We start from the raw sequence: 23,594 nt of genomic DNA on the forward strand, positions 1-23,594 counted from the left end.
ACCGGGACTCCTAACCATCTCACCTATATTTTTCCTGCCGATAATAGTCCACCTTACAAAAACTTCTCATTTTCCCGCGTAAAGGTCATCTCCACCAGAGGTGATGGCGTCGTCTATGGCTTTACAGACCATCATATTCAAACAACCATTTTCCATGTGTTCGATAATAGAGACGACTATTTGCCATTGGGCGAGATAGCTGGCTTAATACAGCGTAAAAACCATCATATTATTAAAGAAATTCTTCTGAAAAATACTATTGATATAAGTAACTCACTCGATGACCCTTCTGCTTTTCTTATTCACTTACAGCATAATGAAAAGTTAAAGAGCTATGATGATGATTTTGTAGTTCCCAAAAAAATGAAGAAACTGGGGTTCCAGTATGAGGGTTTACCCTATCCATGATAAAAAGGTTCGATAAATGTCTAATAAAATTGTTCTATCAGAAGATCATTTTTCAAAACTCACAGAAAACCCTTCACTAAAAAATAAGTTGAAAGGATTCAACGAATATAATGCGCTGCTCTCTAAATATAATATAGTGACCCCAAAATCTATTGCGGCTTTTTTCTCTCAAATAAAAATAGAAAGTAAGAATTTTACGCGATTATCAGAAAAATGGATTAATTAAATGCCCCCTTATAATAAAATTCCAGAAGGATCATTCATTCTAAACAATAATCCCATGTCCGAATTAGACATGACAGGTATTGGAAAATTCAAAGCCTTCTCAGGAGCTCATAATGCACTTAACGACCCGAGTAAAACAGACCAGGAAAAAATTGGTCCTCTACCAAAAGGGACATACTATATTGTCGACCGTCCTCATGGAGGGTTTCGCCAAGCCTTGCACGATTTGTTAGATAAATATCTTATGGGATCTGACCCTAATATGTGGTTCGCCCTCTATCGCAAGGACGATAAAATTGATGACCAAACAATCATCAATGGCCAAAAACGTAGCTCTTTTCGTCTACATCCCCAAGGTCATGGTATATTAGTAACTATTGACAAACTGATACATGGCTTCCATGATTCCTCTATCGGGTGTCTTACCTTACCGAATGCAGATGACGCGTATTTTTTACAGAAAGAACTTTTACGTCATAGGGACAATCGTCAAATCATTCCTGGAACCAATATAAGATACTACGGAATAATATATGTTAAATAAAAAAATAATTATTTTATTGTTCGCTTTTAGCGTGATTGTAGACATAGCAATAATTGTTTTTTTTATTTTTTCTTGGTCATTGTTTATTATAGAAGTAAAACCTCATGGCAATGATTACTCTATAATATCTCATTTTATTAACATAACATTCTCCTTAGTTCATATTGGTGATGGCAGCGACTCATATGAAAATACATATCCTAATTTAATACTATTTTCCTTCGGAAATAGTATAATATTCGGATTTTCAACTGTCGTTTTTTTTAACAAAAAGTTTTATAAATTAATAATGAAAGAAAAGTAAAATGACAATTCCCTCTTATGAAATAAATAATAACAAAACGCCACTCGGAGAATCTCTTGGAAGAGCTATATCAAATATTTCTTATGGTGGAGAAATATATTTCCAAGAGTACAGAAAGATAACTCTTCCCCTTGATGGTTTCTTATTCTGGATAAAAACCGAGAATAAATTTTCTATTCCTGGGAGTTTGCATATTTCTACACGAAATACAAAAAATGAATATCAAAATTATGACCTGAGCCAAATAGTTTTATCCACCTCTGAAAAAATAAACAAATTCCATCAAAAAGATTCTAATTATATTTTAGTTGGAATAATAGATGGACTTGAATTCCTAATAGGCGCTCAAAAAGAAAGCTATCAACCATCCGCTCTATTCCATTACTCTGCAGAAAGTATTCCCCCCTCCTTCAGAAGCCAATTTATCCATACAGAAGCAGAGCTAGACGATTACCATCCTGTTATCAGCTCATCTTTGCCCATTTTTCTTGCTCTTCCGCATATCGGTAGCCCAGCGTTAGGCTGGTGCCCTTGGCCCAAAGATGTCCCTATTTTCCCAAGTTTTAGCTCGCCAGACAATCAAGAACCACCGTATATCATCATTCATAACGATCCCCACAGCGCTCAACCTGTAGGGTTAGGGACCGTCGACCCCACAACAGGCGCTTCAACACAGATGATGACAGAAAAGGTTAAACTCACCCTTATTGGCCTTCCCCACCAAAAAGCCTCCAATATTCGTGATTATATCCGCCATTGGGCACTCCTGCACCCCGATACTCTTGGTATTACAAATATACCCGTCATTGTTGATGAAAAAAGCACTCTTGATGAAATATCAGCACTCTCCATGATGAAACATTTAGAGTTCGATGTCATGTATATCCAAAACACAGCACGCGATTGTGCATTCAAGCTTATCGAACACGCTAAAATGACCCTTAAGAGCAATACGCGCACCGTTCCTTCCTCGTAAGTCCTCTCTTACCGCACGGCTCTATAAACGCTATAGTGCGAGAACGATGTCATAAAGGGCTCTCATCCCCCCATGCGTTCACTGATCTTACTGGCCTTGAGTGTAGCCTCTCTTACCTTCCATAAAGCTCATGCAACAGCTCTCCCTACGTTATGCACATCTGATGAAATAGTGGTGATTAATGGCGAAACACCACGGGGCTTTGCTTCCCTCTGTGCTGGACTAAACAACGTATGGCATTATCGCTTTGGCGAGCCGGGACATATCACTTATATCTTTCCCCGCGATAACAAGCCAGCTGACACATATTTTCATATGGAAATTTCACAGTATGGCCATAACCTTGGGGGAACCGCTTACGCTTTTGTGGATCGCACTACGGCCGTCTTTATATTCGATGGATTAGCCACTCATTGGGGAAGAAAACGCAATATTCTTAATAAAGTATCAGGAGTGACCATCACACGTCTTGATCATACGTATCCTTCGCAAGACATGCCTTTTATTCGCTCTTCTCCAGGAGGTATGAAAAGTTGGCAGCAATCTCCTGAGCTTATGCTCAGCAACTTTCCAGATTTATCGTCTCACCCAAATTCTTTCCATTTACCTTCTCCGATAGGTTTTTATGTATCAACAGACGAAGGTATTCCTCCTATTTATCGAGCTTTTTCTCAATTATCCCATTTTTCTATCCCGCTTGACCTCCGTCCTCCAGAAGATCGCTTGCAGCCTTCTCTTTGTTCACCAACAGAAAAAATTATCGTGAGTGGGGAAACCCCAAAAGGTTATGCCTCGTTATGTGCAGATGTCACAAGCTGGCATTATCGTTTTGGTAAACCCAACTCTATTTCCTATATTTTTCCGCACAATAACAGTCCAGCCCATGAAAATTTTTCATATAATAGTTTAGGTTCTAGTGAAGATCCAAAAGAAGGATATATTTATCACTTTAACGATAAACATGTAAGCGTGTCCATTTTTTCAATGACTCATGCATGGTGGGAAAATCGTTTTTATAGAGATCATAACGCCTCCGATATCCCATCCTATGACATCTCTGATAGAATGGAAGGAACGGTAGGAGGGGTTATTACAGGAAAAGGACGGGATAAACCGCGACATACTTCCATTTCACTTTAACAAAGTAGATACTTTAGTTCCAGAAATAGAAAATTATCACCATTATATTTCCAATACTCTTCCAACGAAGGAAAAGAGAGAAAATATCAATATACTTCCATATTTTTTCCTCGATAAATCCACTCTCATCTAAATATTAACGAAACACTTTCCATATTTAACATTAATACCAAAAAACGTATTGCAGTCTTTCTTTCTCAGGTTTCAGAAGAAAGTGGGAATCTCTCTCAAACAAAAGAGCTCGCTCCAAAATTTAAAAAGAAAAACGGTAAGTTTCTTATTGTAAATGGAAACATCTATCCAGAAGATGGACATAAATTTCGTGGACGCGGCCCCCTCCAAATTACGGGACGTGAAAACTATAGAAGAGCAGGAATCGCCATTGGTGATCCCTCTCTAACCGAACATCCAGAAATGGTTGAAACCCCTTCCATTGGCATGAAAATTGCAGCTTACCTCTTCTCTGATGCTTTTCGGCTTAATCCCATTGCTGATCAAGTAAACACCAATAGTATTCAAAGCATCAATGATATAAATTACAAAATTTCTCGTGCTATCAATGGAACAAACACCCTAGGTTTAGAAGAAAGACTTAATTGCTATCTCCACGCACTTGATATACTTGGACTCTTAAATAGTAGTACGGTTCAACGTTACGTTGAGATATCTCCTATCGACATCATTAAAAGTTTACCCAATTATTCACTGGGAGAACGCATCTATATGGACAAAAAGCAACCCGATACAAAAGAGAACAGAAACGAAATTCAAGAGATAAAAAAACATATGAGTGAAATAAGAAAAATGAGGAACTCTGCAAATCAAAAATTCTATAGTAGCGCCAAAAGACCTGAAGACGTCCAAATAAGATCTGAAACTCTCGATCATATTGATAAAATTGAGAAAAACTACGAAAAATTTTATGACGAAAACATCATTAAATAATGATCTCGTTCTCACAAAAACTTTTAGATAATAAATATTGTATCATCAAAATCTATTAATCAATGCATGAAATGCTTACCTTATAATTTACTTTCATATAGACGCGCACAACACCCACCCAACATTACACACGACACGACTATCCCAGAACTTAATCCCTTCCCCTTTTCTTAGCACAGGCTGTCTCACAAGGCGTGCAGAACGCGCTGCGCGTGCGCGTCTATGCACGCTCATGAAGTCCTTCTGCCGCCTTCTGAAACAGCCCCTCAAAGGAACTTTCATGCCTAATATTGTTACCATTAACGAAAGCGTCATTCGTGGCGCTATGCCGAACCTGCTTCAGCAGAAAGCCTGCTTAGTGAGCCTCGGCGCAACATCCCTCAAAGCCGGACAAACAGCTGAAGCGTCCTCCCTATCTGACGTGCTGGCCCTGTTGGCTCCGTTCAATACGGCACAGGTCGCTGGCTCTACGTCCAACGAAAACCCACCTGTCGCTCAGAGCACAAGCAACACGAGCAGCTCTGCTCCCGATGCAGGCGGTTCAAACGGTTCCGCTCACGATAACACAGCCGCCATGACCGAACTCACCGCCATGGCGCAGTCATGGTTCGCCAATACGACAGTCGGCTGCTGGGTGCTGGAACTTGGTCAGATTGCGGCAACGGCAATCGAAAGCGCGTTAAGCCAGTTTACCGAAACATATCCGCAGCTTTTTTACGCTTATGTGCTACCACGTGGCGCACAGAATGACCCTAATCTGCCCTCCTTCCTCGCCAACCAGTCCAGCTCAGATGGCCGTGTCTATTTCTTCCTGTGTGGGGATAAAGACGGCTACAAAAAACTGCTCATCAACGGCGTCGGCCAGAAATCCACCTTCTACGGTGCCGAATATACGGGTTCCGTCGTGCGTGAGGGCACAACAGCCGCCAACACAGCGCAAGAACATCTTGCAGCAGCCGTCGCGGCACAATTCTGTAATGCACGCCCGAGCGGGTTAAACCGCCTTGCTCCAATGAGCTTCCGCCAGCTCACAGGCATTACCCCATGGACGGAAGCTGGACATGGGCCAGACTTTGCCGACCTCAAACGCAATAATATCGGCTTTGCGGGCACAGCCAATGAAGGTGGCGTGGAAGGCAGCATCCTCTTCTGGGGCACATTCAGCAATGGCGACACCATGTCTGGCTGGTATGGTGCGGATTGGTGCTCTATCAATGTTGAACTCCAGCTTGCTAACGCGATCATTGAAGGCAGCCAGCCGGGAATGCGCCCTCTGGTGTACAGCCAGGAAGGCATTAACCGCCTGACCGCACGCGCTCAGCAAACGCTGGACAGCGCCGTAACCAGCGGCTGCATTCTGGCTCAGTACACGTTGGAAGCCACCGATTTCAACAGCTACATCACCGCCAACCCATCCGACTATACAACAGGCACCTATAACGGCCTTGCCGCCACGGTCGTGCCCGTACGCGGCTTTACAAGCCTGACATTCAACCTCGCAATCGACTTTAGCGGCCAGACCGCCACGTCATCCACCAAAGCGGCTACAGGAGCTTAATCATGGCCATTAATCCCGCAACGGCTCAGGGCGTTCTTAACCGTCTCCGGGCTTCTCTAATTGTTGATTCCAATTCTGCATTGAACGTCACGTCAGACTTTCTTTCCACAGAAGGTATTCATCTCGCACCAACTGGTGACACCACCAAAATGATCGACACGATGACCGGCATGGTGGGAAGTCAAGAAGCCAAACAACAAGTCAAAATTACCGTTAACCTAAACCGCGCTCAAGGTTTAGCTAATGAATGGCTCAAACAGGTCAAAAAGAACTCCTATCTCGGCCAAGTGCGCATTATCAGCGATAGCCCAGTGCAGGATGATCGTACAGTACTCAACTGCTTTATTACACAACAGCCTCAAGAAGACCTCAACGGCACAATGGCCAAGTGGAGTGTCGAACTCACTGGCTACGAGATCATCAACAGCGATCTCTGGTCTTTGTCCTAACCCATAGCTTACGAAAGACAGCGGCCTTGCACCGCTGTCTTTCCCTCTCTTTCCGCTTCGCTCGCTTTTCCAGAAGACCACTAAAATCATGACTTCCTCTTCTAACTCTTCCCTTTCTGAACTTCCTTCCAAAGAAGATGAAACCCTTTCAGCTTTAAATGGGAAGTCGTATATCAATACCTGTAAGATTCTAGATTATCTAAACGGATTAAAGGAACAAGTGGGCAGCTTAGGTGGAGAAGTTACACATCTTGCAACATTTGGTACAGAACTACGAACTTCAGCTAATGTCGCCAACCTTTCTACAGGAGCCCTACAGTCGTGGAAAACTGAGATGGGCGGCTACTTTGATCCCAAACTCATCTTTACCCTCGCTAATAACTCTCTCGAAGACAAAAAAACAAAAAATACTCTGATTAATAAACTAGGAGTTGACAAAAAACACTTTAAAAATAATGATGTTAACGAAATATCTCAAGCTATCATTCGTAGACTGCCAGAATATTATAAAGAACATAAAGATAATGCATTAAATAGCTTCAAAGATCTCGGATTCGATACATATGGGTATTATCGAGACATTGCTCGTAGTCTTTCAAAATTACCTAAAGGTGAATTGGAACGTACGATTACTTCTCTTAACGAAACACAGCATCGTCTTCAAGTAGATGATATTGTCTTACAACATATGCAAGAAACAGATAGAACCATCCATCGCACCAAGGCGATGATTGATACGGAGAAATCAAAAAATGGGCATAAGATGCTATCAAAAGCAGAAGTATACCTTCAGAAAGAAATAAGAGATAAGGATAACGACGTCCTTAATTTTGATAAAGAAACTTCCTCTTCTGGTGGATACGGTTATGCTATACTTGACCTCGCTGCAAGATCTATTATACCTGCTCTTTCAACAATTAAAGATGCCGTATGCAATACCCCCATTAAAAATAAGGACGACAAAAAAGACCGAAAAGATAACAATGAGAGTTCTACTCTATCAAAAGAAAAATATAAGGATAAAAATCTTTCTTCTTCCACTCCAACCAAACGGTTAGTTCCTAATCATGATCAACACAATTCTATGTTAAATGGGGACACTCCATCTCCTCCACTACAACATGTTACCCCATATCATGATGATAACAATAATATTAAAAGATTATGGAAACTTTATACGTCAACATTATTAATATACCTTCCATTAATAACGGAAGAAACAGCGTTACCAGGAGGAATTGTCAGTCCTAGAAACAATAAAGAAAAAAAAGGGAAAAAACTATCCACTCCTCAAGATGAACAAAAGAACTTCCCCCTTCCGCCTCCCTTCTTAGAGGGTTTCACATTAGAGCTCCTTTCTAACTCACGGAAAACGAAATATCATTCACGTACAAATAAAGATATTGATAAAATACATCCTGCGCGCAGTATTATATCAGAAAAACCACGACTAATTTCTGCTTATACCAATATAAATGAAGCACAAAAAACACCACAATATATCATTGATGATCGACCTATTATGCTCACAGTAAACAATATGACCGGGCAGGACCTTTCCCACTCCCTTGTGGCTAGTCGTACTACCTAACACAATTAATGCCACCTGAACTTTTCTTGAACACGCTTCCACACCTCGTCTGCTCCAACCGTTTCAACCCATTCTTCTTCATTCTCCGGTAAATTTACGTAAAAATGCTCTATTTCATAAAACTCTAATTCGCTTCTCATCATAAGCTCTGGGATAATAGTGGAATAATGAGTTTTACTATAATCAATATTATCTAGTATCTCCCAATCATATGAGTCTGGTACAAATCTTCTCAACGTTGACATTTCAACAAAACATATATCTTTTTTATTATGTTCCTGATCTTTTTTATCCTCTGTAATACAGTCACTTAAATTCATCCAAAATTCTCTTATCCTCAGAGAATACTTTCTTTCCTTATTATTGTAAAAATCAGGAAATTCTTCATCATAATCACATTTCTTCTCCCTCTCTTCCAAAGGTGTAACATAAGTATGAATATTTTTAATGATATCATCTGCAGCTTTTTCCACTAAATCTGAAGCATCAGGTGGCGCAACACGCTTTGATCCTGTATGAGGTGCAATCGAACGTTTATGGGTAGATGTCTCAATATCAGCGGATACAGCACCATCTTTATGAAGAAATAAATCCATAATTTTTCGAGGTGCATTGACCGTTGACCATACTCTTTCCGATTTTGTATCAAAAAGAAAAATGTCTTCTAAAGAAGTTAACGGATCCGGTGAGAAGGGCTTTCTTGAAAAATACGTTTTTTTCTTAGGATACTCCATACGATCTTCTTCCTGTAAAATACCGAGCTGGATAGTGCGCCACTCTACAAAGCATCGTTGGGCATTATAACGCTCTGAGATTTTATGACTGATAATCCGCTCATCAATACAGCGCCGCAAATCAACAGCGCTATCATACGCCCACTGCCCTTCTTTATAACGTCGAGATAAGTCCTGAGCAGCCTCCTGTATCATCCGCTCCCCTTGTGCCGGTACATCCTCCTCCGTCGCATAAGCCACAGAAGCATGTAAAAATAATAAGCCCCATACAATTTTTACAATCTGTTTCATCAAACTTCCCCACGCAAAATACTACGCTTTAATGTCTACCCTACCTTCAAAAAACACCCAAATGGATCCATTTAACCTTGGCATATCATCATCCAAATCAACACTATGACAGGACAAGATTTTTCTGCGTCTGCCATAGCTAGCCGCACAGCATGACGCGGCTAGTCCCATTGAAATCTTTCCTGAACACGCCAACAAAGCAAAGAATCACCTTGCGTTTTTAACCAGCGTAACTCCATTTGATTGAGATAGCCCTTATACAATTTATCGCTTTCTATATGGGAAAAGGGGAGTCCTATTCTTATAACGCTGCTAATATTAACTCCTGGATAATTATTTTGCCCATAATAAAGAACATAGTAATCGTGACCATAGTAAAGTTTTGAGTATATATCAAAATCATAAGAAGATGGCACCTCTTTTTCAATTGCATACTCATTCATTAGGCAAATTTTCTTTTCTTAGGATACTCCATACGATCTTCTTCCTGTAAAATACCGAGCTGGATAGTGCGCCACTCTACAAAGCATCGTTGGGCATTATAACGCTCTGACATTTTATGACTGATCATCCGCTCATCAATACAGCGCCGCAAATCAACAGCGCTATCATACGCCCACTGCCCTTCTTTATAACGTCGAGATAAGTCCTGAGCAACCTCGTGTATCATCTGCTCCCCTTGTGCCGGTACTCCCTCCCCCGTCGCATAAGCCACAGAAGCATGTAAAAATAATAAGCCCCATACAATTTTTACAATCTGTTTCACAAACATTCCCTCACAATATACTATGGTTTAATGTGACTAATTCCAACGAAGCTTATCTTGAACACGTTTCCAAACTTCCTCAGCCCCACGTGTCTCAGCCCATTCTATTTCAGGAGAAGAAAGAGGAACAATATACGTTTTTATAAAAGAGAAATCGCTTTCACCACATGAAAAACAGGTTATTGGCACATGAAAAAAATGGCTTTTATTATAATCAACATTTTCTCTAATATACCAATCATATGAAGATGGAATTTGATTTCGAAGAAATGCTATTTCTAAAAAATATATATCTTTCCTTTTATTATCAGTTTTTGAATTCATAATTTTACTATTGACATGATACCAGTATGCATGAAGTCTCATAGAATATTTTTCCTCTTTTATGCCATCAACCTTATCTTCTTCTTCATCATAATCACAACCCATGTTCTTTTCATCCAAAGGTGTGACTTTTCTGACAATATTTTTAATGATATTATCAGACGCTTTCTCAATCATTTCTGGTGCATGTGGAGGAGCGACAATATATTTATTTAAATTTATTTCATCATCAGTGTTATGTGATATACTTTCCGTACGGACACTTTTAATACCATTCAGCATAAGAAAAATATTCATGATTCTCTGAGGTGCATCTACAGTAGCCCATACCCGCTCAGATTTTGAATCAAAAACTATAATATCTCCAAGAGCAGTTAAAGGAGTAGGGCTATTGGGTTTACTCAGGAAATGATTTCTCCCTAAAGCTTCATCTAATATATCGTTTTGAATGGTACGCCATTCTATAAAACATCTTTGTGCGTCATAACGCTCAACTGCTTTATGACGCATAACACGCTCATCAATACAGCGTCGTAAATCAACAGCGCTATCATACGCCCACTGCCCTTCTTTATAACGTCGAGATAAGTCCTGAGCAGCCTCGTGTATCATCCGCTCCCCTTGTGCCGGTACACCCTCCCCCGTCGCATAAGCCACAGAAGCATGTAAAAATAATAAGCTCCATACAATTTTTACAATATGTTTCACAAACATTCCCTCACAGTATACTACGCCTTAATGTCTAACCTACCTTCAAAAAACACCCAAATGGATCCATCTAACCTTGGCATATCATTATCCAAATCAACAATATGACAGGACAAGATTTTTCTGCGTCTGCCATAGCTAGCCGCACAGCATGACGCGGCTAGTCCCATTGAAATCTTTCCTGAACACGCCGCCAAATTTCTTTTTCACCTTGCGTTTTTAACCAGCGTAACTCCATTTGATTGAGATAGCTCTTATACAATTTATCGCTTTCTATAACGGAAAAAGGAAGTCCTACGCTTATGCCACTACCGCTATCATCTCCTGGGTAATTACTCCGCCCGTAGTAAGGTACATAATCATTATTTCCATAGTGCAATTCTGTATATATATCAAAATCATAAGAGGATGGCACCTCTTTTTCAATTGCATACTCATTCATTAAGCAGATTTTCTTTTCATAGAATCCTACATCCTCTGAAATAATATAATTTCTCATATCCATATAAATATATTCAATATATGATGGACCATCGTGTTCTATTACATTACTATAAACCATCTGTTATTCATCAATATTAGTGTCTCTTAACTCATTCACAGAAACATTAATCTTCTTAATCAAATCGCTGGCCGCGTCTTCCATAAGACGATCTGCCTTGGGAGGAGGAGATATTTTATACGACCAGTATAAGTCAGAAATATATGTGCTTTCGACCACAGCACTCCCGTGATAGACAAGCATGAGAAGACATAATCCTCCTGTAAACAGGATCCATCTCTTTTTTAAGCTCCAACTCTCTGTCAAAATCTCCCTAATCATCGCTCTGCCCTTTTCGTATCGCTTGCAATAATCGTTTTAAAGAACTCCGTTATTTTCTGTGGTGCATAAGCCGTCGCCCAGAGCCTTTCTCGTTTCGTGTCAAACAACAAAATATCAGCTAGAAAACTAGACGGTGCAAATGAAATTTCATCTTTTCCTATCCGAAATATCTTATCATTAGTTGCACTCCCCTCTATATCCAACTGCACCGTGCGCCACTCTATGAAACATTTTTGTGCGTCATAACGTTCGGATAATCTATGGCGCACAATGCGCTCATCTATGCAGCGGCGCATCTCTTTATCAATATGAGACGCTAACTCCCCCGATTGATATCGCTGAAGCAAATCATCCTTGGCCTCCCGTATCATGCGCTCTCCATGCTCAGGGGAGCCCGGGCCACCTACGACATCAAAATAGGTCAGACACACAAAAGCCATTGTCTTTTGCACAGAGGGAAGCTCATAAAGAGCAGAGAATGGCACCTTTGGGAGCAACACAACCGCGCAAACCAACCCCACAACCAAAACGATACCCCAACAGGCCTGCACGATCTTCCGCATCTCGTTCCCTCAACTGCCAGACAACAACCCTCGGGCACCCTACACAGCCCTAATCGTTTCGTCACGCGTGACATGCGAAAAAACAACCTCCGTATCAGCAGCACATCTCATCTCTCAGAAAAACAAGCTGTAGGTTCTCTGTTAAACGACAGCACCATAATGATGTGTGTCGTACCCCACTAGATCTTTCCCTTTATACTTTCTTTTAGGAAAATAATCATGTCATCTGTTACTATCAACGAAGCGCTAAACTTGGTCGTTCCACTGAGCGATGATCGCGGTCATGTCCATTGCCCGCCTCTCTCACGTGACGCGTTTGAGCAATGCTGGAAGCTCTTTGCACGCACCTGGAGTGTTCTTGAAAGCGATAACATGGCTATCTCAGCAGCTGTTGCGGTTTCCTCTCTAGCATTAAAAGAATGTGCTGAAGATGGTGATGCGAGCACATTAGAAAAATATCATGCCGTCATGGCAGAAATTCGTCGCAATGCCACTTTCATCGGGGCAACATCGGAAGGTTTTACACCCGTACCTCTTGCCACAGCCGAGAAAAAAGGATGGATCACTGAAGACGACCGCTATGATATTGAGAATATCCTCGTTTTTTTTATTGCCGCCTCTGCCCTTCTGCCGAAGAGAAGGAAAACACTTCTTTTACGCTTCCTGACCTCGCTCAGAGACGTGGAGACTTCCTCCTTAACTGCTACTCAGTACCTCGATTCCTTGCGGAACTCGACGAAGGACGACGCTACTGGCGAGACAGCAACAGTATAATCGCGGCTGTTTTCGACTGGATCTCTGGCCCAGGCTTCAAAGAAAGCTTGGGTTCAGAAAGCGACTTCGACAGTGTCGCTCATTATCGTGCGCGTGTCATATCCTATCCCCTCCCCTCATGACATATCAAAATTATTAGCAGAACGTTACGAAAAGGCCTTTAACGAACAGAAACAGAACCTTCATCATGACCCAATGACACGTTCATTTTTTGAAAAACTACCTAAAGGTAAAAAAGAACCAGATTTCATTAAAAAAGAACGATATTATCTTTTGCATCGTGCTTACATTAGGGCTCTAGCTGGAGCTTTTGATCAACCTCATGCCGACCTACTCCTGACAAAAGACGAAGAACGCTATCCAGACTTTTACCACTATATAAATAGTGCATTTATATACAGAAATGATCATTTAGAATTACAACAAAACACACTTGCTCCCCTCCGCAAGAAGGATCCCTCTCCAGATCGCAAGCCCTCTGGTATGTATTTACTTTACAAACCCAACGCATTTCTAGAGTATTCTTTCGAGACTGATATTCGGCGTCGGTTTAACGCCTATCGGCAAAAGAAAGCCCCTTTATGGGGCAATATGCCCGCCGCGCCGACGGTGCCTGATCTGAAAAATATCCTTACAAAAATGGGGCTCTCCACCTCTGATGGAGGTTCATATGAAAACCCTGCAACACAGCTTTATGATGCATCTCCACCGCCTTTATCCGTTATTCCCTCCTATAAACCAGCAGCTAGTGTTCCTCCGAAACCTAACATTCCCAAAGACAAGCTGAATCATGCCGTGGCTTTTCCTGCAGCCTCCTACCCACAATGGATTGACCCTTCAACTTATCCAATCGAAAAATTCTTATATTATCAAGAATATATCCATAGAATTCATGAAAACGAACCTGCCCGCAATAATAATCCAGGAGACCTCCGTTTTAATCATCAAACACATGCATCTCCTGAGCTCGAAAGTAACGACCTTGTACCCTTTGCCGTCTTTTCAAACAAAGAAGATGGCGTAGAAGCTCTACGAGAGCAACTTTTACTTTATAATCAGTATCGGCCGGATCATGACTACCAAATTCCTCACAAACTTCCCAATGGGAAGACCGTGATGAAAACAACACATATGTTAGATACAATTTATGATGTACTGAATGTTTTCGCCCCATTAACCGAAAACGATACAGAAAAATATATCCAAACAGTAGCAAACGCAATGCACGTGAAGCCACAACAGCATTTTGGACGCCTTAATAATCAACAACTTGCAGTCATGATGAAAGAAATCACAAAGAATGAAGGAATTAAAAATGGATCCTTTGATAGTCTTATTGATAAAATTGCTGCACGGCCCATTCCACAAATAGAATCTCCCCCTCATTCAACAATGTATGATGACATTGAGAAAAAACGGGTTAACCAAGGAGCCTATCAAAAACAAAAAGAAGAAGCAGGTCTTGATATGTCTTTTAACTTCAAACAAACAACATTACACTAACGTATCGCTAAGGTGACATTTCAAATTTCCCTGTGAAGCTATCTCCCATAAAGTCCCTGCTGGCATCCGTACTTCCAAAGATAAGACGCTCATATATATCTGTACTTTGAGAGGCTGTTTTATCAGAAAACCAATTCGTAATTCCCGTTCTAGAATCTTCAGATTCCTGCTGAATCATTACTGCATTTACAAAATAACTTGCTTTTTCGGCTTCCAATGCACAATATTTTAACCCAACATTCTTCCTAATAGCGTCACGTTGTTTCGCCATATCATTCTTCATGCCAGAGAAAGAAGGCATATTCCGGTGATAACAATTTAGGATTTCTTCTCGAATAACATAAAACCCTCTGTAAGCAGACTCTCCATAAACAGACTCTCCGTACCTATCAGCACTTCTGATCCTATTTTCTATTTCATCCGCTTCAGCATCAGAAGCTGTGCCACTCGCCCATGTGCCATTATTCACCATAAAACACAGAAAGAACCCTACCGCACAAAACATGTGCTTCATTTTATGTTTCCCCTTCATTCAACTGCTCCCTCACCTAAAATCACATCGCCATATATCAGCAACATGTCATCGTTGCATGCACACAAAACCTCCACCTCTCTATCGTTTTCTCACAACAGAAGAGACGAGATTTGATGTGTTTTTTACGTCAAACACAGGACATTGCACTAGGCCTTTACTAAGGCCACATATCAATTTTTCTTATGAACAGATCCCCCATAAAATGCTGTTGAGACTCCATACCCCAGAATATAAGGCGCTCATACAAACCTGTACTCTGATACGCTGTGTGATTATAAAACCAATAAGCAATTTGCCTTTTAGGCGGACTTTCCTCTCTTTCATCCTTACGTATAAAAAATCCTGCTTTTTCATATTCCAATACACAATATTTCAATCCAATGCTTTTTCTAATAGCGTCACGCTGCTTGGCCATATCATTCTCCATCCCCGCAAAAGAAGGCATGTTGCGGTGGTAACACTCTAAGACTTCTTTCCGAAGAGCATAAGACCCTCCGTTATTGAACGCATTGATAATCCTGTATTTTATCTCATCCGCATCATCACCAGATGGCAGGTCACTCGCCCTTGCGCCATTACTCACCATCGAGCCCAGAAGGAACCCTACGGCACAAAACATGTGCTTCATCTTAAGATGCCCTACCATTCCATCTGTCCCTCACTCAACATCACGCCATAAACGATCATCAACGCTTCTTCTCCACCCTGAGAAAAGTCGTGGTGTATTTCACAGTCTAAGACTGTTTTTCTACGCCCATCGCTCTCCGCCTCTCGTCGCTCATTGGGTGAACTGTTCTACTCAACCTTCGCTCAGATATAGCATTTTTTTGCATGAAATTTTTAATGATTCCCACGCACTCTTGAGTGACGAGGCGTATAGGGAATAGCAAGAAACTTTGAAAGCTCTGGCTTAAGGAATGCGTCCTTCTCCTCAGTCGTATCAAATAAAAGCAACCCGTAGAATAAAAGCCTCAACGACGCTTCTTCGTCAGAAAACCATAGGCTTGCATCGTCTTTTGGATATGAAAGGGGAACGTCCTTATGGATATATTTCCATTTATGGGCGAGTTCTGTCGTGGCAAGATCTTCTAAATAGCACACGCGCGCTTGGTCTCGATATGGCTGGAACCTATGGTTCTCCCGATCCAGCTCTTCCGTTAGCTGATCTGGAATGGTCGTCATGTAGCATTCTTCTACCAAATGCCACAGTCCAACCACGCCCTCCCGATAGGCCGTAGCGGAAACTGCACGATACGCTTTGGCAATTCTCACTTTCTCCTGATGCGATATAGGAGGCACCACATGACCAGGACTGGCATATGCAGTCCCTATACTTAAAAATGACACAGCCATCCATCGCGCCCACCTATACATAGCCTACTCCTCCTCTTTCTGAGCATCATCACACTCAATATCACGAAAAACAAGAACGTCATCTTTTTACAAGGTTAGGGAAAATATCTAATTATATGTATTTATAAGTCCTCACTCCCATAACAAAAAAGACAATCTATTTCAGCGCGGCTTGATACACCTCGTGCACAAGATAATACTATTCCTTTAAAGAAGGGATCCATAATGGCTTTTTTGACCCTTATATTGATAAAGCGTCAGCACGCCCTATCCCACCCCTTCCCTCTCTTTTACGTCAACCCCATGAAAATGACCCCAACCTCGCAACGCAAGAGCAACGGGAGCAAACTGGTCAGGACCTATCCGTCAACTTAATGTCAACTATCTTGCCTCACTAAAAAGAAGGGCGGTCATGCATTTCATATTTACCGTGCATAAACGCTATCTCTTGATCCCAGTTTACAAAAAAAAGCATTTCATATGCGTAAAGTCTCGTAGTAGAGAGATCCCCGTAAAACCAATAATGAATGGCATCATGTGGGAGGGGCATACTGTCTCCAGGGCTCCACACATAATCAAACGCCTTTTCATTTTCCAGAGCACAATATTTTAAACCCACACTTTTGCTAATAGCCTCACGTTGCTTATCCATATCCCCCTTCATGCTGGCAAGTGGCGGCATATTGCTATGATAGCACTCTAGGACGTCTTCTCGAAGGCCATAAAGTCCCCCGTTCTCAACCGCACGCTCTATACGATTTTCAACGTTCACCTCGTCTGGATCACGGTATACTCCGGGCGAAAGCGGCCCATCCACGCGCGGTCCAGCCATGCGGAGCGGTCCATCCGCAAACGGTGCACCCTCTCCCCATGCGCCATTACTCGCCACCAAGCCCAGAAGGAGCCCCACGGCACGATATACGGGCTTCACCTTAAAATATTCCTTCATGCCACTCACCCCTCACTCACACACCAAACGCACTCTAACATCAACGTTTCCTCTCCACTGTGAAAAAGCCATGGTATATTTCACGCCTTAAGGCCGTCTTGCGCGCCCATTACTCCCCTCCACTCGTCCTCAATTGGGGCACTTCTTATATGAGCTGTTCTTACTCAGTCTTCACCAAGATATAGTGTAAGAAACAGTCTTCGCTTTGCATCAAATTTTTAATGTTTCTTGCGCTTTCTTAAATGATGATAGGTATAAGGAATAGCAAGAAACTTCGGAAGTTCTGGATTAAGAAACGCGTCCTTTTCCTCAGTCGTATCAAATAAGAGCAGCCCGTAGAATAAAAACCTCAACGACGCTTCATTATCGGAAAACCATAAGCTTGCATCATCTTTTGGATAGGAAAGAGGGACGTCCTTACGGGTAGCTTGCCATTTATGGGCGAGCTTTGTCGTAGCAATATCCTCTAAATAGCACACACGCGCTTGGTCCTGATACGGCTGCTGGACCCTATGCCCTTTCTGATCCCACTTTCCATCCGTCGTATTCCGAACAGTCGTCATGTAGCATCGCTCCACCAAATGCCATAGCCCGACCACACCCTTCCAATATACTGTTGCGGACACTTCACGATATGCTTTGGCAATTCTCGCTTTCTCTTGCGACGTTGCAGATGCCCCATGACTAGGGCCGGCATATGCAGTCCCTATACTCAACAGTGACACAACTATCCATCTGGCCCAAACCTGCATAACCTACTCCCCTTCTTCCCGACATCATCACGCCTCATGCCGGGCAAGATATATCCATCTCGTTCAAACAGTCTGCACTTGCTCATTAAAAAGACGGAGACGGATAATGAGGAGGGGACGCTATGCGTATCGCTTTCACAATGAATTTCTGCTCCTTAAAGGAAGGAAACAAAAGAGAGCGATACAATACGAGGCGGTCTCTAAATGGCGAACCCTCCTCATATCTTATATTCACATCATACGGCCCCTTCGACGTAGGATCACGTTCAGCTATATAGTTTAGCTGATATTCTAAATAGAGATCTTCCATATAGCAGGACTTGAGCATCAAACTGCTCATGATCGCCTGACGTCTATGCAGAAGATAATCCTTCTGGCTAGAAGGCGTTTGCTGATCAATGTGCGCTAACTCGTCATGATAGCAGGCACCCACCTGGCGGATTAAACCTTGGGTATCATGGGTATGACGAATGACCTTCCACACAGGATCAAACATCTCTTCCCAATGAGGGGGTTGGTAAAACTCATCTGCATAAGACGAGAAAGGAGCGCATACCCCCAACATTATGGCAGAGAGGAAAATTTTCTTAAAACTCATTGTTCTTTCCTTTTCACGCACCGCTTTTTACGGCTGGCTGCCTTCAATGATTTTTTTCATTTCTGGAATCAGGTGCGTCTCCAGAAACTCTTGATCTTTAATCTCTGGAAAAAGAAGCTGTTTATAAAGCTCTAGCTTCTGGTCAGCATCCCTACGGAAAAAATCCATGTAAATGTTCTCTTTTTGATAATCTTTAGCAAAGGTTTGATAGACATAAGCATATTCTAAGTAACATTTCTGTAACTCTTTCATACGTACTTCCTGCCATGCTTCCTTAAAATCATCGAGATTTTCCGAATCATCCATGACCTGCGTAAAAACCTTAAAGGTTTCTCGACGAAAGCAATAAAATGGCACAAGCAAAAGAGCGTCTGTATTCTTTTGCGCTAATGCATCCATAATCGGCCCTGCTGCTTCGTAAAAACGCCCTTTCCAATTTGGTAAAAGAGGAGGCGCCTCCCATCCACTTAATGGCTGTACCTCAATCCCCATACCTTCTTTAAATTGATCCTCCGTTAACGGTGTGGGAGGCGAGGTCTCCTCAGCCCGCACCAAACTGGGCACCATGACCATCAATACCCCCATTAACGGGACACATTTTCCTTTCCATACACCCATCGCCGTCTCCTCCTTTGTCACGATCCCCAATCTTTTTCACCTTTAGGCAAGCAACACACACCGTCAACCATTCAGCATGCTGTAGGGACTATGCTTATACGCGCGCAGTATTCATTCTCCAGCGACTGCATCAACACGCTCACACGAAAGACAGGGCACCTTAACGGTTATGAGAACGACCTCATTTCTTGACTTGCCGCTCATTTTACGATAGAAAAGGATAGAGTGCTTATTTTATTACCTTCCTCACATTTTTGAGCCCTCTAACAGCGCATGCTTGCCCGTTCATAAGATGCACTATTGAGCGTCCAATTCGATCATCTCGTATCGATATAATGCGCTCCTGTCCCCTTCTAAGAACAGACCATCTCCCTTGACATCAAGAAGCACCAGCGCTTTCCATAGACCTCTATGGAGTTCTTGTTGATGTTAAATGCGCGTTCTTATTTTAGTTCTGTCTGGCCCCCTTTACGCACAGCGACCTTTCTTCTCGCTTTACCCTTCTTATCAGCGCAGGCACGCCCAATCGCTCCTCAGACACACACGGATGACCGCACTGTTGTCAGACCGAGCGCTAATCACCGCAATGCCTCTATCGCCTATCGAAGCGCTCTTATCCGCACGGGCTCTATCATTATGCTCAATGGCAACACCCTCGGCGATATGGATCGCGACGGGTCTATCCGTGGCCCTAATGGGAATTATCTGGGCAATCTGAGCACAAACGGGTCTGTCTTCAGCGCTCATGGTGTTTTGCTTGGTCACGTTGGCCCTGATGGCACAATGAACGATCCTCATGGCCACTATCGCGGTACAGCAGCAGGCCCTGCCCTAGCCGCATGGATGCTTTTGCAGCATACCCCGTAACGTCTTCGCTCTACCTTCCCGCGTTGACAGAAGCCCCAAAGCATCATAGCTCAGAAAGACGTCATAGGGAGACCACGGAGTACCGCGATGCTGGCCACACGCCCTCTTATAGCAGCCCTTTTGAGCACCAGCCTTCTTACTGGCAGCGCTTCTGCGTGGGCTCAATCTACAGGTGCCATTACCGGGCCCAACGGGAATTATCGTGGAGCGATTAGCCCCGATGGGGTCATTCGCAATGCACAAGGCGGCTATCGCGGTCATCTTGGACGTGACGGTTCTATTATCGGCTCAAACGGGGAATACTTAGGCACCTTTGGCCCTGATGGCTCCATGCGTGACGCTAATGGAGGCTATCTGGGTAGCCTTAATAGCGACGGCTCTGTTCGTGGCCCAAGTGGCGACTTGATTGGTGTCGTCAGCCCTGATGGCAGCGTGCATGATTCCATCGGAAGCTACCTTGGCTCCGCGGGCAATCAAGCTCTTGGCGCCCTCATGCTGCTTCACCACGCGCCATAACGCAGCCTTCCTCCCCCAGCACGACGTTCGCCACTGCTCTCCTTAATCCTTCTTACGGCCTCAACAGAGCCTTTGAGGCAGATGGCAGCGTGTGCTCATGCTTCCCACCATCAGCACGCCACTCACGATCCAACGACAGCTTCTAGCAGCGCATCTGTAGGCTCATCCAATGCCCCACCACGCGCATGATGTATCAGCAGCCACAGTCTGAGTAGCCCTCTCACAACTTCTTACCCAGCCTTCCCCTTACCAAGGCGTCCCTAGGCGGCACCATAGTGGTCGCCAGATCCCCTGTCTCATCTCCCCATCGTTCATTCTCTTAGTAATCCCTTTTTCCGACATGCCAGGACAACTGCCCTATGAGTACCGAGATTATTGCCTTCACCCCCGACTATGAAAGCGCCCCGCCCTTTCAATGCCAAACGTCCATCGCAGAAGGACTGATCACCCTCTCTCTCACATGGAACATGGCCGCGGAACGCTGGTATATGCGTGTTCAAAACAGCTCAGGCGACACATGGCTTTATCGCCCTCTCATTGGCTCACCCATGACCAACGACATCAACCTCATTAGCACCATCAGCACATCAAAAATTGTCTATCGCGCCGATAATAGCGCTTTTGAAATTACATTGTGATGTCGTACCAAAAAGTCACTTGCCTTTATTTCCTAGAAAATCATTAAGAGAATGATCTCATGCGCTATTATGATCTATCTATTTATCCGCCGCCTTCCTCTCCTCTTCAACATCAATCTGTCCCGGCACGAAGTGTCCTGTTCCCTCAAAAAATAGCCGTTCCTCCCAAACCCATTCTACATTTTTCTAGCCACGTCCCCCGTAACACGCAGTCGGGCTCTTACCCTAAGATGAGTGCACCCACCGACATAGTCGATCCTGGGGCTTTAGAGATTTCTTTCAGCTTTACCCAAAATGATTCAGGAATTGCAGAAGGAACAACAGGTGGCGCACATGTCACCATCAAAGGGATCGACATCACCACCATCAACCAAGCATCCAATCTTGTGGGGCATACACTCATCCTCAAGGCTGGTATGGGAAAAGGCCTCCCCTTGAGCAACCCCAACCAAGTCGGCACAATCTTACACGGCACCATCCAAAGTAGTCTTGGCAATTGGACGCAGACAGAGTTGTCAATTACATTTTTCGTTACGTCTTACCAACTCCCTCACCCTGTTAGTGACGCTGAAAAAACGGCTCACCTCATCCATTGTGCTTTTAAAGATAACCTTAAAGACGCTATTAGGAATGCCTTTCGCTCCGTCGTCCATAATCCAATCATTACGTTCAATAGCACATTAAACCCTATCGCCAAACATGACTTTATTGGCTCTTATCCTACTCTTAAAGAGCTCTGCGTTGCTTGTTCTGATAGTTGGCAACAGACAACAGGTATGAAACTGACAATAACGACATTGGGAAACCATATTACATTTTCAGACCAAACGGAGGATAGGCCTGTTAAAAATATTGACTTTAGCGATCTTATTGGACAACCTTCATGGAACGGTGTTAATAATATTAGCGTCACATGCCCATTACGAGGGGACTTAAAAGTTCGAGATACAATCTCTCTTCCCCACGGCGCCAGTACAGTAGGTGTTTCCAAATTCGCGAAACCGCTTCCTAAAGACAAATCTCTTTTCTCTGGTCTGCTTGAGGTAACATCCATCAGTTACCTCGGTGATTTCCGCTCCCCACAAGGAGAGCAATGGGCTACAACGATTCATTGTTCGTCTTACGCATGAAAGCCTTATGGTTTTCCTCCTTGATACAAGCGCCTTAAAAGGGCAGCCTGAATAGAAATGTAAACCCATCTATAACGTAAAGCCTCTGATATGACCGTTCATCCCGTTCTTTTTGCCAGCTTACTATGCCCCTCTCTCCTCGTGAGCACTCATCTTGCTCAAGCTCAAGGAGTTGTAACCTATGATAACATCCTCCTCCCTTCACATAACGCACAAATCCATAATGGCAGTGGGATTGTCACCAATCAAAACGGATCGAAAATTGGGTCTATCGACGAATATGGAACAATAGAAAATATTTACGGAACATCAACAGGATACATAAGTCCAGACGGAACAATACAGAATAACTCCAACATAAAAATTGGTTCTATTAACCCAGACGGACACATCAACACGCCTTCCGGATCGCCACTTGGGTCTATCAATGACAACGGGGACGTCTCCGACCGTAACGGATGGCCAATTGGATTCATAGACCAAGAGGGAAACGTGCATGATAGCCATGGAGTACGCATTGCCCAAACCCCCAGCCGAGCGCTTGGCGCTCTCATGCTATTGAACCTTATAATCTTAGACCCGAACCGACAAGCTGATGAATGATTGACCCGATACAGAGCGGACCATGACTGAACCATGATATCGCGACAGCCAAGCAAGAGAAAAAATGACTGAGTGTCGACAGAAATGACGGCTTTTGCCCTATACATTTCCTTAACTTGCCCTTTACGCATAAGCAGAGCAGTCTGATCGGGAAGAGAACCCTAGTCATAAAGTGGAGCTTCTGACATGACCGTTAAGCCTTTCCTCATCATCACTCTATTATGTTCCTCGTCCCTCCTCAACACTCACCCTGCTCACGCTCAGGAAATTGTCACCTATGATAACGCCCCCATCCCTTCCGATGGCTCACAATATAATAATGGCAGTGGGAGTGTAACTAATACAAATGGAGGTCAAACCGGAGCCATAGACCAAGATGGAAAAGTATACAATACAAACGGAGGACAAA

30 protein-coding genes are annotated in these 23,594 nt (G+C 43.1%); 17 read left to right on the top strand and 13 right to left on the bottom strand.

The genetic code is table 11. The annotated features are described in order from the left end of the window. The 9 genes from F457_RS14000 to F457_RS0110525 form a co-directional block, all read left to right on the top strand. On the top strand, positions 1–408 hold a 408-nt coding region (locus F457_RS14000), incomplete at its 5' end, for a hypothetical protein (RefSeq protein ID WP_026294353.1). Between the two features lie 16 nt (positions 409–424). Beyond that, the gene (locus F457_RS0110485) at positions 425–634 is read left to right on the top strand and encodes a hypothetical protein (protein ID WP_018981095.1); all 210 of its coding nucleotides are present in this window, start codon (positions 425–427) and stop codon (positions 632–634) included. Next, positions 635–1,177 carry a DUF2778 domain-containing protein gene (locus F457_RS0110490; protein WP_018981096.1) on the top strand — a complete coding sequence of 181 codons (543 nt, stop codon included), beginning with the start codon at positions 635–637 and terminating at the stop codon, positions 1,175–1,177. 305 nt (positions 1,178–1,482) lie between these two features. Then, a complete protein-coding gene (locus tag F457_RS0110500; protein WP_018981098.1) occupies positions 1,483–2,457 on the top strand; it encodes a hypothetical protein in 975 nt (324 codons plus the stop codon). Between the two features lie 72 nt (positions 2,458–2,529). Next, on the top strand, positions 2,530–3,597 hold the full coding sequence (locus F457_RS0110505; RefSeq protein ID WP_018981099.1) for a hypothetical protein: 1,068 nt from the start codon (positions 2,530–2,532) through the stop codon (positions 3,595–3,597). 180 nt (positions 3,598–3,777) lie between these two features. Next, positions 3,778–4,542: a glycoside hydrolase family 19 protein gene (locus F457_RS13655; RefSeq protein ID WP_245539152.1), complete on the top strand. Its 765-nt coding sequence runs from the start codon at positions 3,778–3,780 to the stop codon at positions 4,540–4,542. Positions 4,543–4,822: 280 nt separating this feature from the next. Beyond that, complete coding sequence (locus F457_RS0110515) at positions 4,823–6,100, top strand: hypothetical protein (RefSeq protein ID WP_018981102.1); 1,278 nt, start codon at positions 4,823–4,825, stop codon at positions 6,098–6,100. Positions 6,101–6,102: 2 nt separating this feature from the next. Then, the gene (locus F457_RS0110520) at positions 6,103–6,549 is read left to right on the top strand and encodes a hypothetical protein (RefSeq protein WP_018981103.1); all 447 of its coding nucleotides are present in this window, start codon (positions 6,103–6,105) and stop codon (positions 6,547–6,549) included. A gap of 88 nt (positions 6,550–6,637) precedes the next feature. Next, positions 6,638–8,140: a hypothetical protein gene (locus tag F457_RS0110525; RefSeq protein WP_018981104.1), complete on the top strand. Its 1,503-nt coding sequence runs from the start codon at positions 6,638–6,640 to the stop codon at positions 8,138–8,140. A 5-nt stretch (positions 8,141–8,145) separates the two neighbouring features. Here the strand turns inward: F457_RS0110525 and F457_RS0110530 are convergent, their stop codons facing one another. The 6 genes from F457_RS0110530 to F457_RS0110560 all read right to left on the bottom strand — a co-directional run bounded on the left by F457_RS0110530 (position 8,146) and on the right by F457_RS0110560 (position 12,349). Continuing rightward, positions 8,146–9,165, bottom strand: a complete 1,020-nt coding sequence (locus F457_RS0110530; protein ID WP_018981105.1) for a hypothetical protein — start codon at positions 9,163–9,165, stop codon at positions 8,146–8,148. A gap of 161 nt (positions 9,166–9,326) precedes the next feature. After that, complete coding sequence (locus tag F457_RS0110535) at positions 9,327–9,608, bottom strand: hypothetical protein (RefSeq protein WP_018981106.1); 282 nt, start codon at positions 9,606–9,608, stop codon at positions 9,327–9,329. Continuing rightward, positions 9,608–9,931, bottom strand: coding sequence for a hypothetical protein (locus F457_RS0110540; protein ID WP_245539148.1), 324 nt, complete (start codon positions 9,929–9,931; stop codon positions 9,608–9,610). The genes F457_RS0110535 and F457_RS0110540 overlap by 1 nt, the downstream gene beginning before the upstream one ends. Before the next feature lie 36 nt (positions 9,932–9,967). After that, positions 9,968–10,969, bottom strand: coding sequence for a hypothetical protein (locus F457_RS0110545; protein WP_018981108.1), 1,002 nt, complete (start codon positions 10,967–10,969; stop codon positions 9,968–9,970). A 154-nt stretch (positions 10,970–11,123) separates the two neighbouring features. Then, positions 11,124–11,525 carry a hypothetical protein gene (locus F457_RS0110550; RefSeq protein ID WP_018981109.1) on the bottom strand — a complete coding sequence of 134 codons (402 nt, stop codon included), beginning with the start codon at positions 11,523–11,525 and terminating at the stop codon, positions 11,124–11,126. 257 nt (positions 11,526–11,782) lie between these two features. Next, a complete protein-coding gene (locus F457_RS0110560) occupies positions 11,783–12,349 on the bottom strand; it encodes a hypothetical protein (RefSeq protein WP_018981111.1) in 567 nt (188 codons plus the stop codon). Positions 12,350–12,568: 219 nt separating this feature from the next. Between F457_RS0110560 and F457_RS0110565 the strand changes: the two genes are divergently transcribed. Both F457_RS0110565 and F457_RS0110570 read left to right on the top strand, forming a co-directional pair. Beyond that, a complete protein-coding gene (locus F457_RS0110565; protein ID WP_018981112.1) occupies positions 12,569–13,123 on the top strand; it encodes a hypothetical protein in 555 nt (184 codons plus the stop codon). A gap of 72 nt (positions 13,124–13,195) precedes the next feature. Next, positions 13,196–14,626 (top strand): hypothetical protein, encoded by a 1,431-nt coding sequence (locus tag F457_RS0110570; RefSeq protein WP_018981113.1) that lies wholly within the window; start codon positions 13,196–13,198, stop codon positions 14,624–14,626. A gap of 7 nt (positions 14,627–14,633) precedes the next feature. Here F457_RS0110570 and F457_RS0110575 read toward each other — a convergent pair whose 3' ends face one another. The 7 genes from F457_RS0110575 to F457_RS0110605 all read right to left on the bottom strand — a co-directional run bounded on the left by F457_RS0110575 (position 14,634) and on the right by F457_RS0110605 (position 19,368). After that, positions 14,634–15,158, bottom strand: coding sequence for a hypothetical protein (locus F457_RS0110575; protein ID WP_018981114.1), 525 nt, complete (start codon positions 15,156–15,158; stop codon positions 14,634–14,636). Positions 15,159–15,318: 160 nt separating this feature from the next. Then, positions 15,319–15,807: a hypothetical protein gene (locus F457_RS0110580; RefSeq protein ID WP_018981115.1), complete on the bottom strand. Its 489-nt coding sequence runs from the start codon at positions 15,805–15,807 to the stop codon at positions 15,319–15,321. 194 nt (positions 15,808–16,001) lie between these two features. Further along, on the bottom strand, positions 16,002–16,433 hold the full coding sequence (locus F457_RS0110585) for a hypothetical protein (protein WP_245539149.1): 432 nt from the start codon (positions 16,431–16,433) through the stop codon (positions 16,002–16,004). Positions 16,434–16,908: 475 nt separating this feature from the next. Further along, the gene (locus tag F457_RS0110590; RefSeq protein ID WP_156809440.1) at positions 16,909–17,445 is read right to left on the bottom strand and encodes a hypothetical protein; all 537 of its coding nucleotides are present in this window, start codon (positions 17,443–17,445) and stop codon (positions 16,909–16,911) included. A gap of 236 nt (positions 17,446–17,681) precedes the next feature. Continuing rightward, positions 17,682–18,089, bottom strand: a complete 408-nt coding sequence (locus tag F457_RS0110595; protein ID WP_245539150.1) for a hypothetical protein — start codon at positions 18,087–18,089, stop codon at positions 17,682–17,684. 211 nt (positions 18,090–18,300) lie between these two features. Beyond that, positions 18,301–18,834: a hypothetical protein gene (locus F457_RS14005; RefSeq protein ID WP_169584131.1), complete on the bottom strand. Its 534-nt coding sequence runs from the start codon at positions 18,832–18,834 to the stop codon at positions 18,301–18,303. Positions 18,835–18,840: 6 nt separating this feature from the next. Next, positions 18,841–19,368 carry a hypothetical protein gene (locus tag F457_RS0110605; protein ID WP_211209050.1) on the bottom strand — a complete coding sequence of 176 codons (528 nt, stop codon included), beginning with the start codon at positions 19,366–19,368 and terminating at the stop codon, positions 18,841–18,843. Between the two features lie 489 nt (positions 19,369–19,857). Between F457_RS0110605 and F457_RS0110610 the strand changes: the two genes are divergently transcribed. The 6 genes from F457_RS0110610 to F457_RS13850 all read left to right on the top strand — a co-directional run. Further along, positions 19,858–20,298, top strand: coding sequence for a hypothetical protein (locus tag F457_RS0110610; RefSeq protein WP_156809442.1), 441 nt, complete (start codon positions 19,858–19,860; stop codon positions 20,296–20,298). An 87-nt stretch (positions 20,299–20,385) separates the two neighbouring features. After that, positions 20,386–20,814, top strand: a complete 429-nt coding sequence (locus F457_RS0110615; RefSeq protein ID WP_018981122.1) for a hypothetical protein — start codon at positions 20,386–20,388, stop codon at positions 20,812–20,814. Between the two features lie 359 nt (positions 20,815–21,173). Further along, the gene (locus F457_RS12940; protein WP_018981123.1) at positions 21,174–21,452 is read left to right on the top strand and encodes a hypothetical protein; all 279 of its coding nucleotides are present in this window, start codon (positions 21,174–21,176) and stop codon (positions 21,450–21,452) included. A gap of 230 nt (positions 21,453–21,682) precedes the next feature. Further along, positions 21,683–22,582: a hypothetical protein gene (locus F457_RS0110625; RefSeq protein WP_245539151.1), complete on the top strand. Its 900-nt coding sequence runs from the start codon at positions 21,683–21,685 to the stop codon at positions 22,580–22,582. 90 nt (positions 22,583–22,672) lie between these two features. After that, complete coding sequence (locus F457_RS0110630; protein ID WP_018981125.1) at positions 22,673–23,185, top strand: 5-fold beta-flower protein; 513 nt, start codon at positions 22,673–22,675, stop codon at positions 23,183–23,185. A gap of 186 nt (positions 23,186–23,371) precedes the next feature. After that, positions 23,372–23,594, top strand: a 223-nt coding sequence (locus F457_RS13850; RefSeq protein WP_156809443.1) for a hypothetical protein, incomplete at its 3' end; no start/stop codon positions are given.

The organism is Saccharibacter floricola DSM 15669 (assembly GCF_000378165.1).
GTDB lineage: Bacteria > Pseudomonadota > Alphaproteobacteria > Acetobacterales > Acetobacteraceae > Saccharibacter > Saccharibacter floricola.

Excerpts from the sequence above, each read along its gene's own strand:
- F457_RS12940 (WP_018981123.1), top strand. The coding sequence starts at position 21,174 with ATGAGTACCGAGATTATTGCCTTCACCCCCGACTATGAAAGCGCCCCG.
- F457_RS0110505 (WP_018981099.1), top strand. The coding sequence starts at position 2,530 with ATGCGTTCACTGATCTTACTGGCCTTGAGTGTAGCCTCTCTTACCTTC.
- F457_RS0110515 (WP_018981102.1), top strand. The coding sequence starts at position 4,823 with ATGCCTAATATTGTTACCATTAACGAAAGCGTCATTCGTGGCGCTATG.
- F457_RS0110545 (WP_018981108.1), bottom strand. The coding sequence starts at position 10,969 with ATGTTTGTGAAACATATTGTAAAAATTGTATGGAGCTTATTATTTTTA.
- F457_RS0110550 (WP_018981109.1), bottom strand. The coding sequence starts at position 11,525 with ATGGTTTATAGTAATGTAATAGAACACGATGGTCCATCATATATTGAA.
- F457_RS0110535 (WP_018981106.1), bottom strand. The coding sequence starts at position 9,608 with ATGAATGAGTATGCAATTGAAAAAGAGGTGCCATCTTCTTATGATTTT.
- F457_RS0110580 (WP_018981115.1), bottom strand. The coding sequence starts at position 15,807 with ATGGTAGGGCATCTTAAGATGAAGCACATGTTTTGTGCCGTAGGGTTC.
- F457_RS0110575 (WP_018981114.1), bottom strand. The coding sequence starts at position 15,158 with ATGAAGGGGAAACATAAAATGAAGCACATGTTTTGTGCGGTAGGGTTC.
- F457_RS0110500 (WP_018981098.1), top strand. The coding sequence starts at position 1,483 with ATGACAATTCCCTCTTATGAAATAAATAATAACAAAACGCCACTCGGA.
- F457_RS0110565 (WP_018981112.1), top strand. The coding sequence starts at position 12,569 with ATGTCATCTGTTACTATCAACGAAGCGCTAAACTTGGTCGTTCCACTG.
- F457_RS0110530 (WP_018981105.1), bottom strand. The coding sequence starts at position 9,165 with ATGAAACAGATTGTAAAAATTGTATGGGGCTTATTATTTTTACATGCT.
- F457_RS0110625 (WP_245539151.1), top strand. The coding sequence starts at position 21,683 with ATGAGTGCACCCACCGACATAGTCGATCCTGGGGCTTTAGAGATTTCT.
- F457_RS0110485 (WP_018981095.1), top strand. The coding sequence starts at position 425 with ATGTCTAATAAAATTGTTCTATCAGAAGATCATTTTTCAAAACTCACA.
- F457_RS0110610 (WP_156809442.1), top strand. The coding sequence starts at position 19,858 with ATGTTAAATGCGCGTTCTTATTTTAGTTCTGTCTGGCCCCCTTTACGC.
- F457_RS0110525 (WP_018981104.1), top strand. The coding sequence starts at position 6,638 with ATGACTTCCTCTTCTAACTCTTCCCTTTCTGAACTTCCTTCCAAAGAA.
- F457_RS0110520 (WP_018981103.1), top strand. The coding sequence starts at position 6,103 with ATGGCCATTAATCCCGCAACGGCTCAGGGCGTTCTTAACCGTCTCCGG.
- F457_RS0110630 (WP_018981125.1), top strand. The coding sequence starts at position 22,673 with ATGACCGTTCATCCCGTTCTTTTTGCCAGCTTACTATGCCCCTCTCTC.
- F457_RS0110560 (WP_018981111.1), bottom strand. The coding sequence starts at position 12,349 with ATGCGGAAGATCGTGCAGGCCTGTTGGGGTATCGTTTTGGTTGTGGGG.
- F457_RS0110615 (WP_018981122.1), top strand. The coding sequence starts at position 20,386 with ATGCTGGCCACACGCCCTCTTATAGCAGCCCTTTTGAGCACCAGCCTT.
- F457_RS0110490 (WP_018981096.1), top strand. The coding sequence starts at position 635 with ATGCCCCCTTATAATAAAATTCCAGAAGGATCATTCATTCTAAACAAT.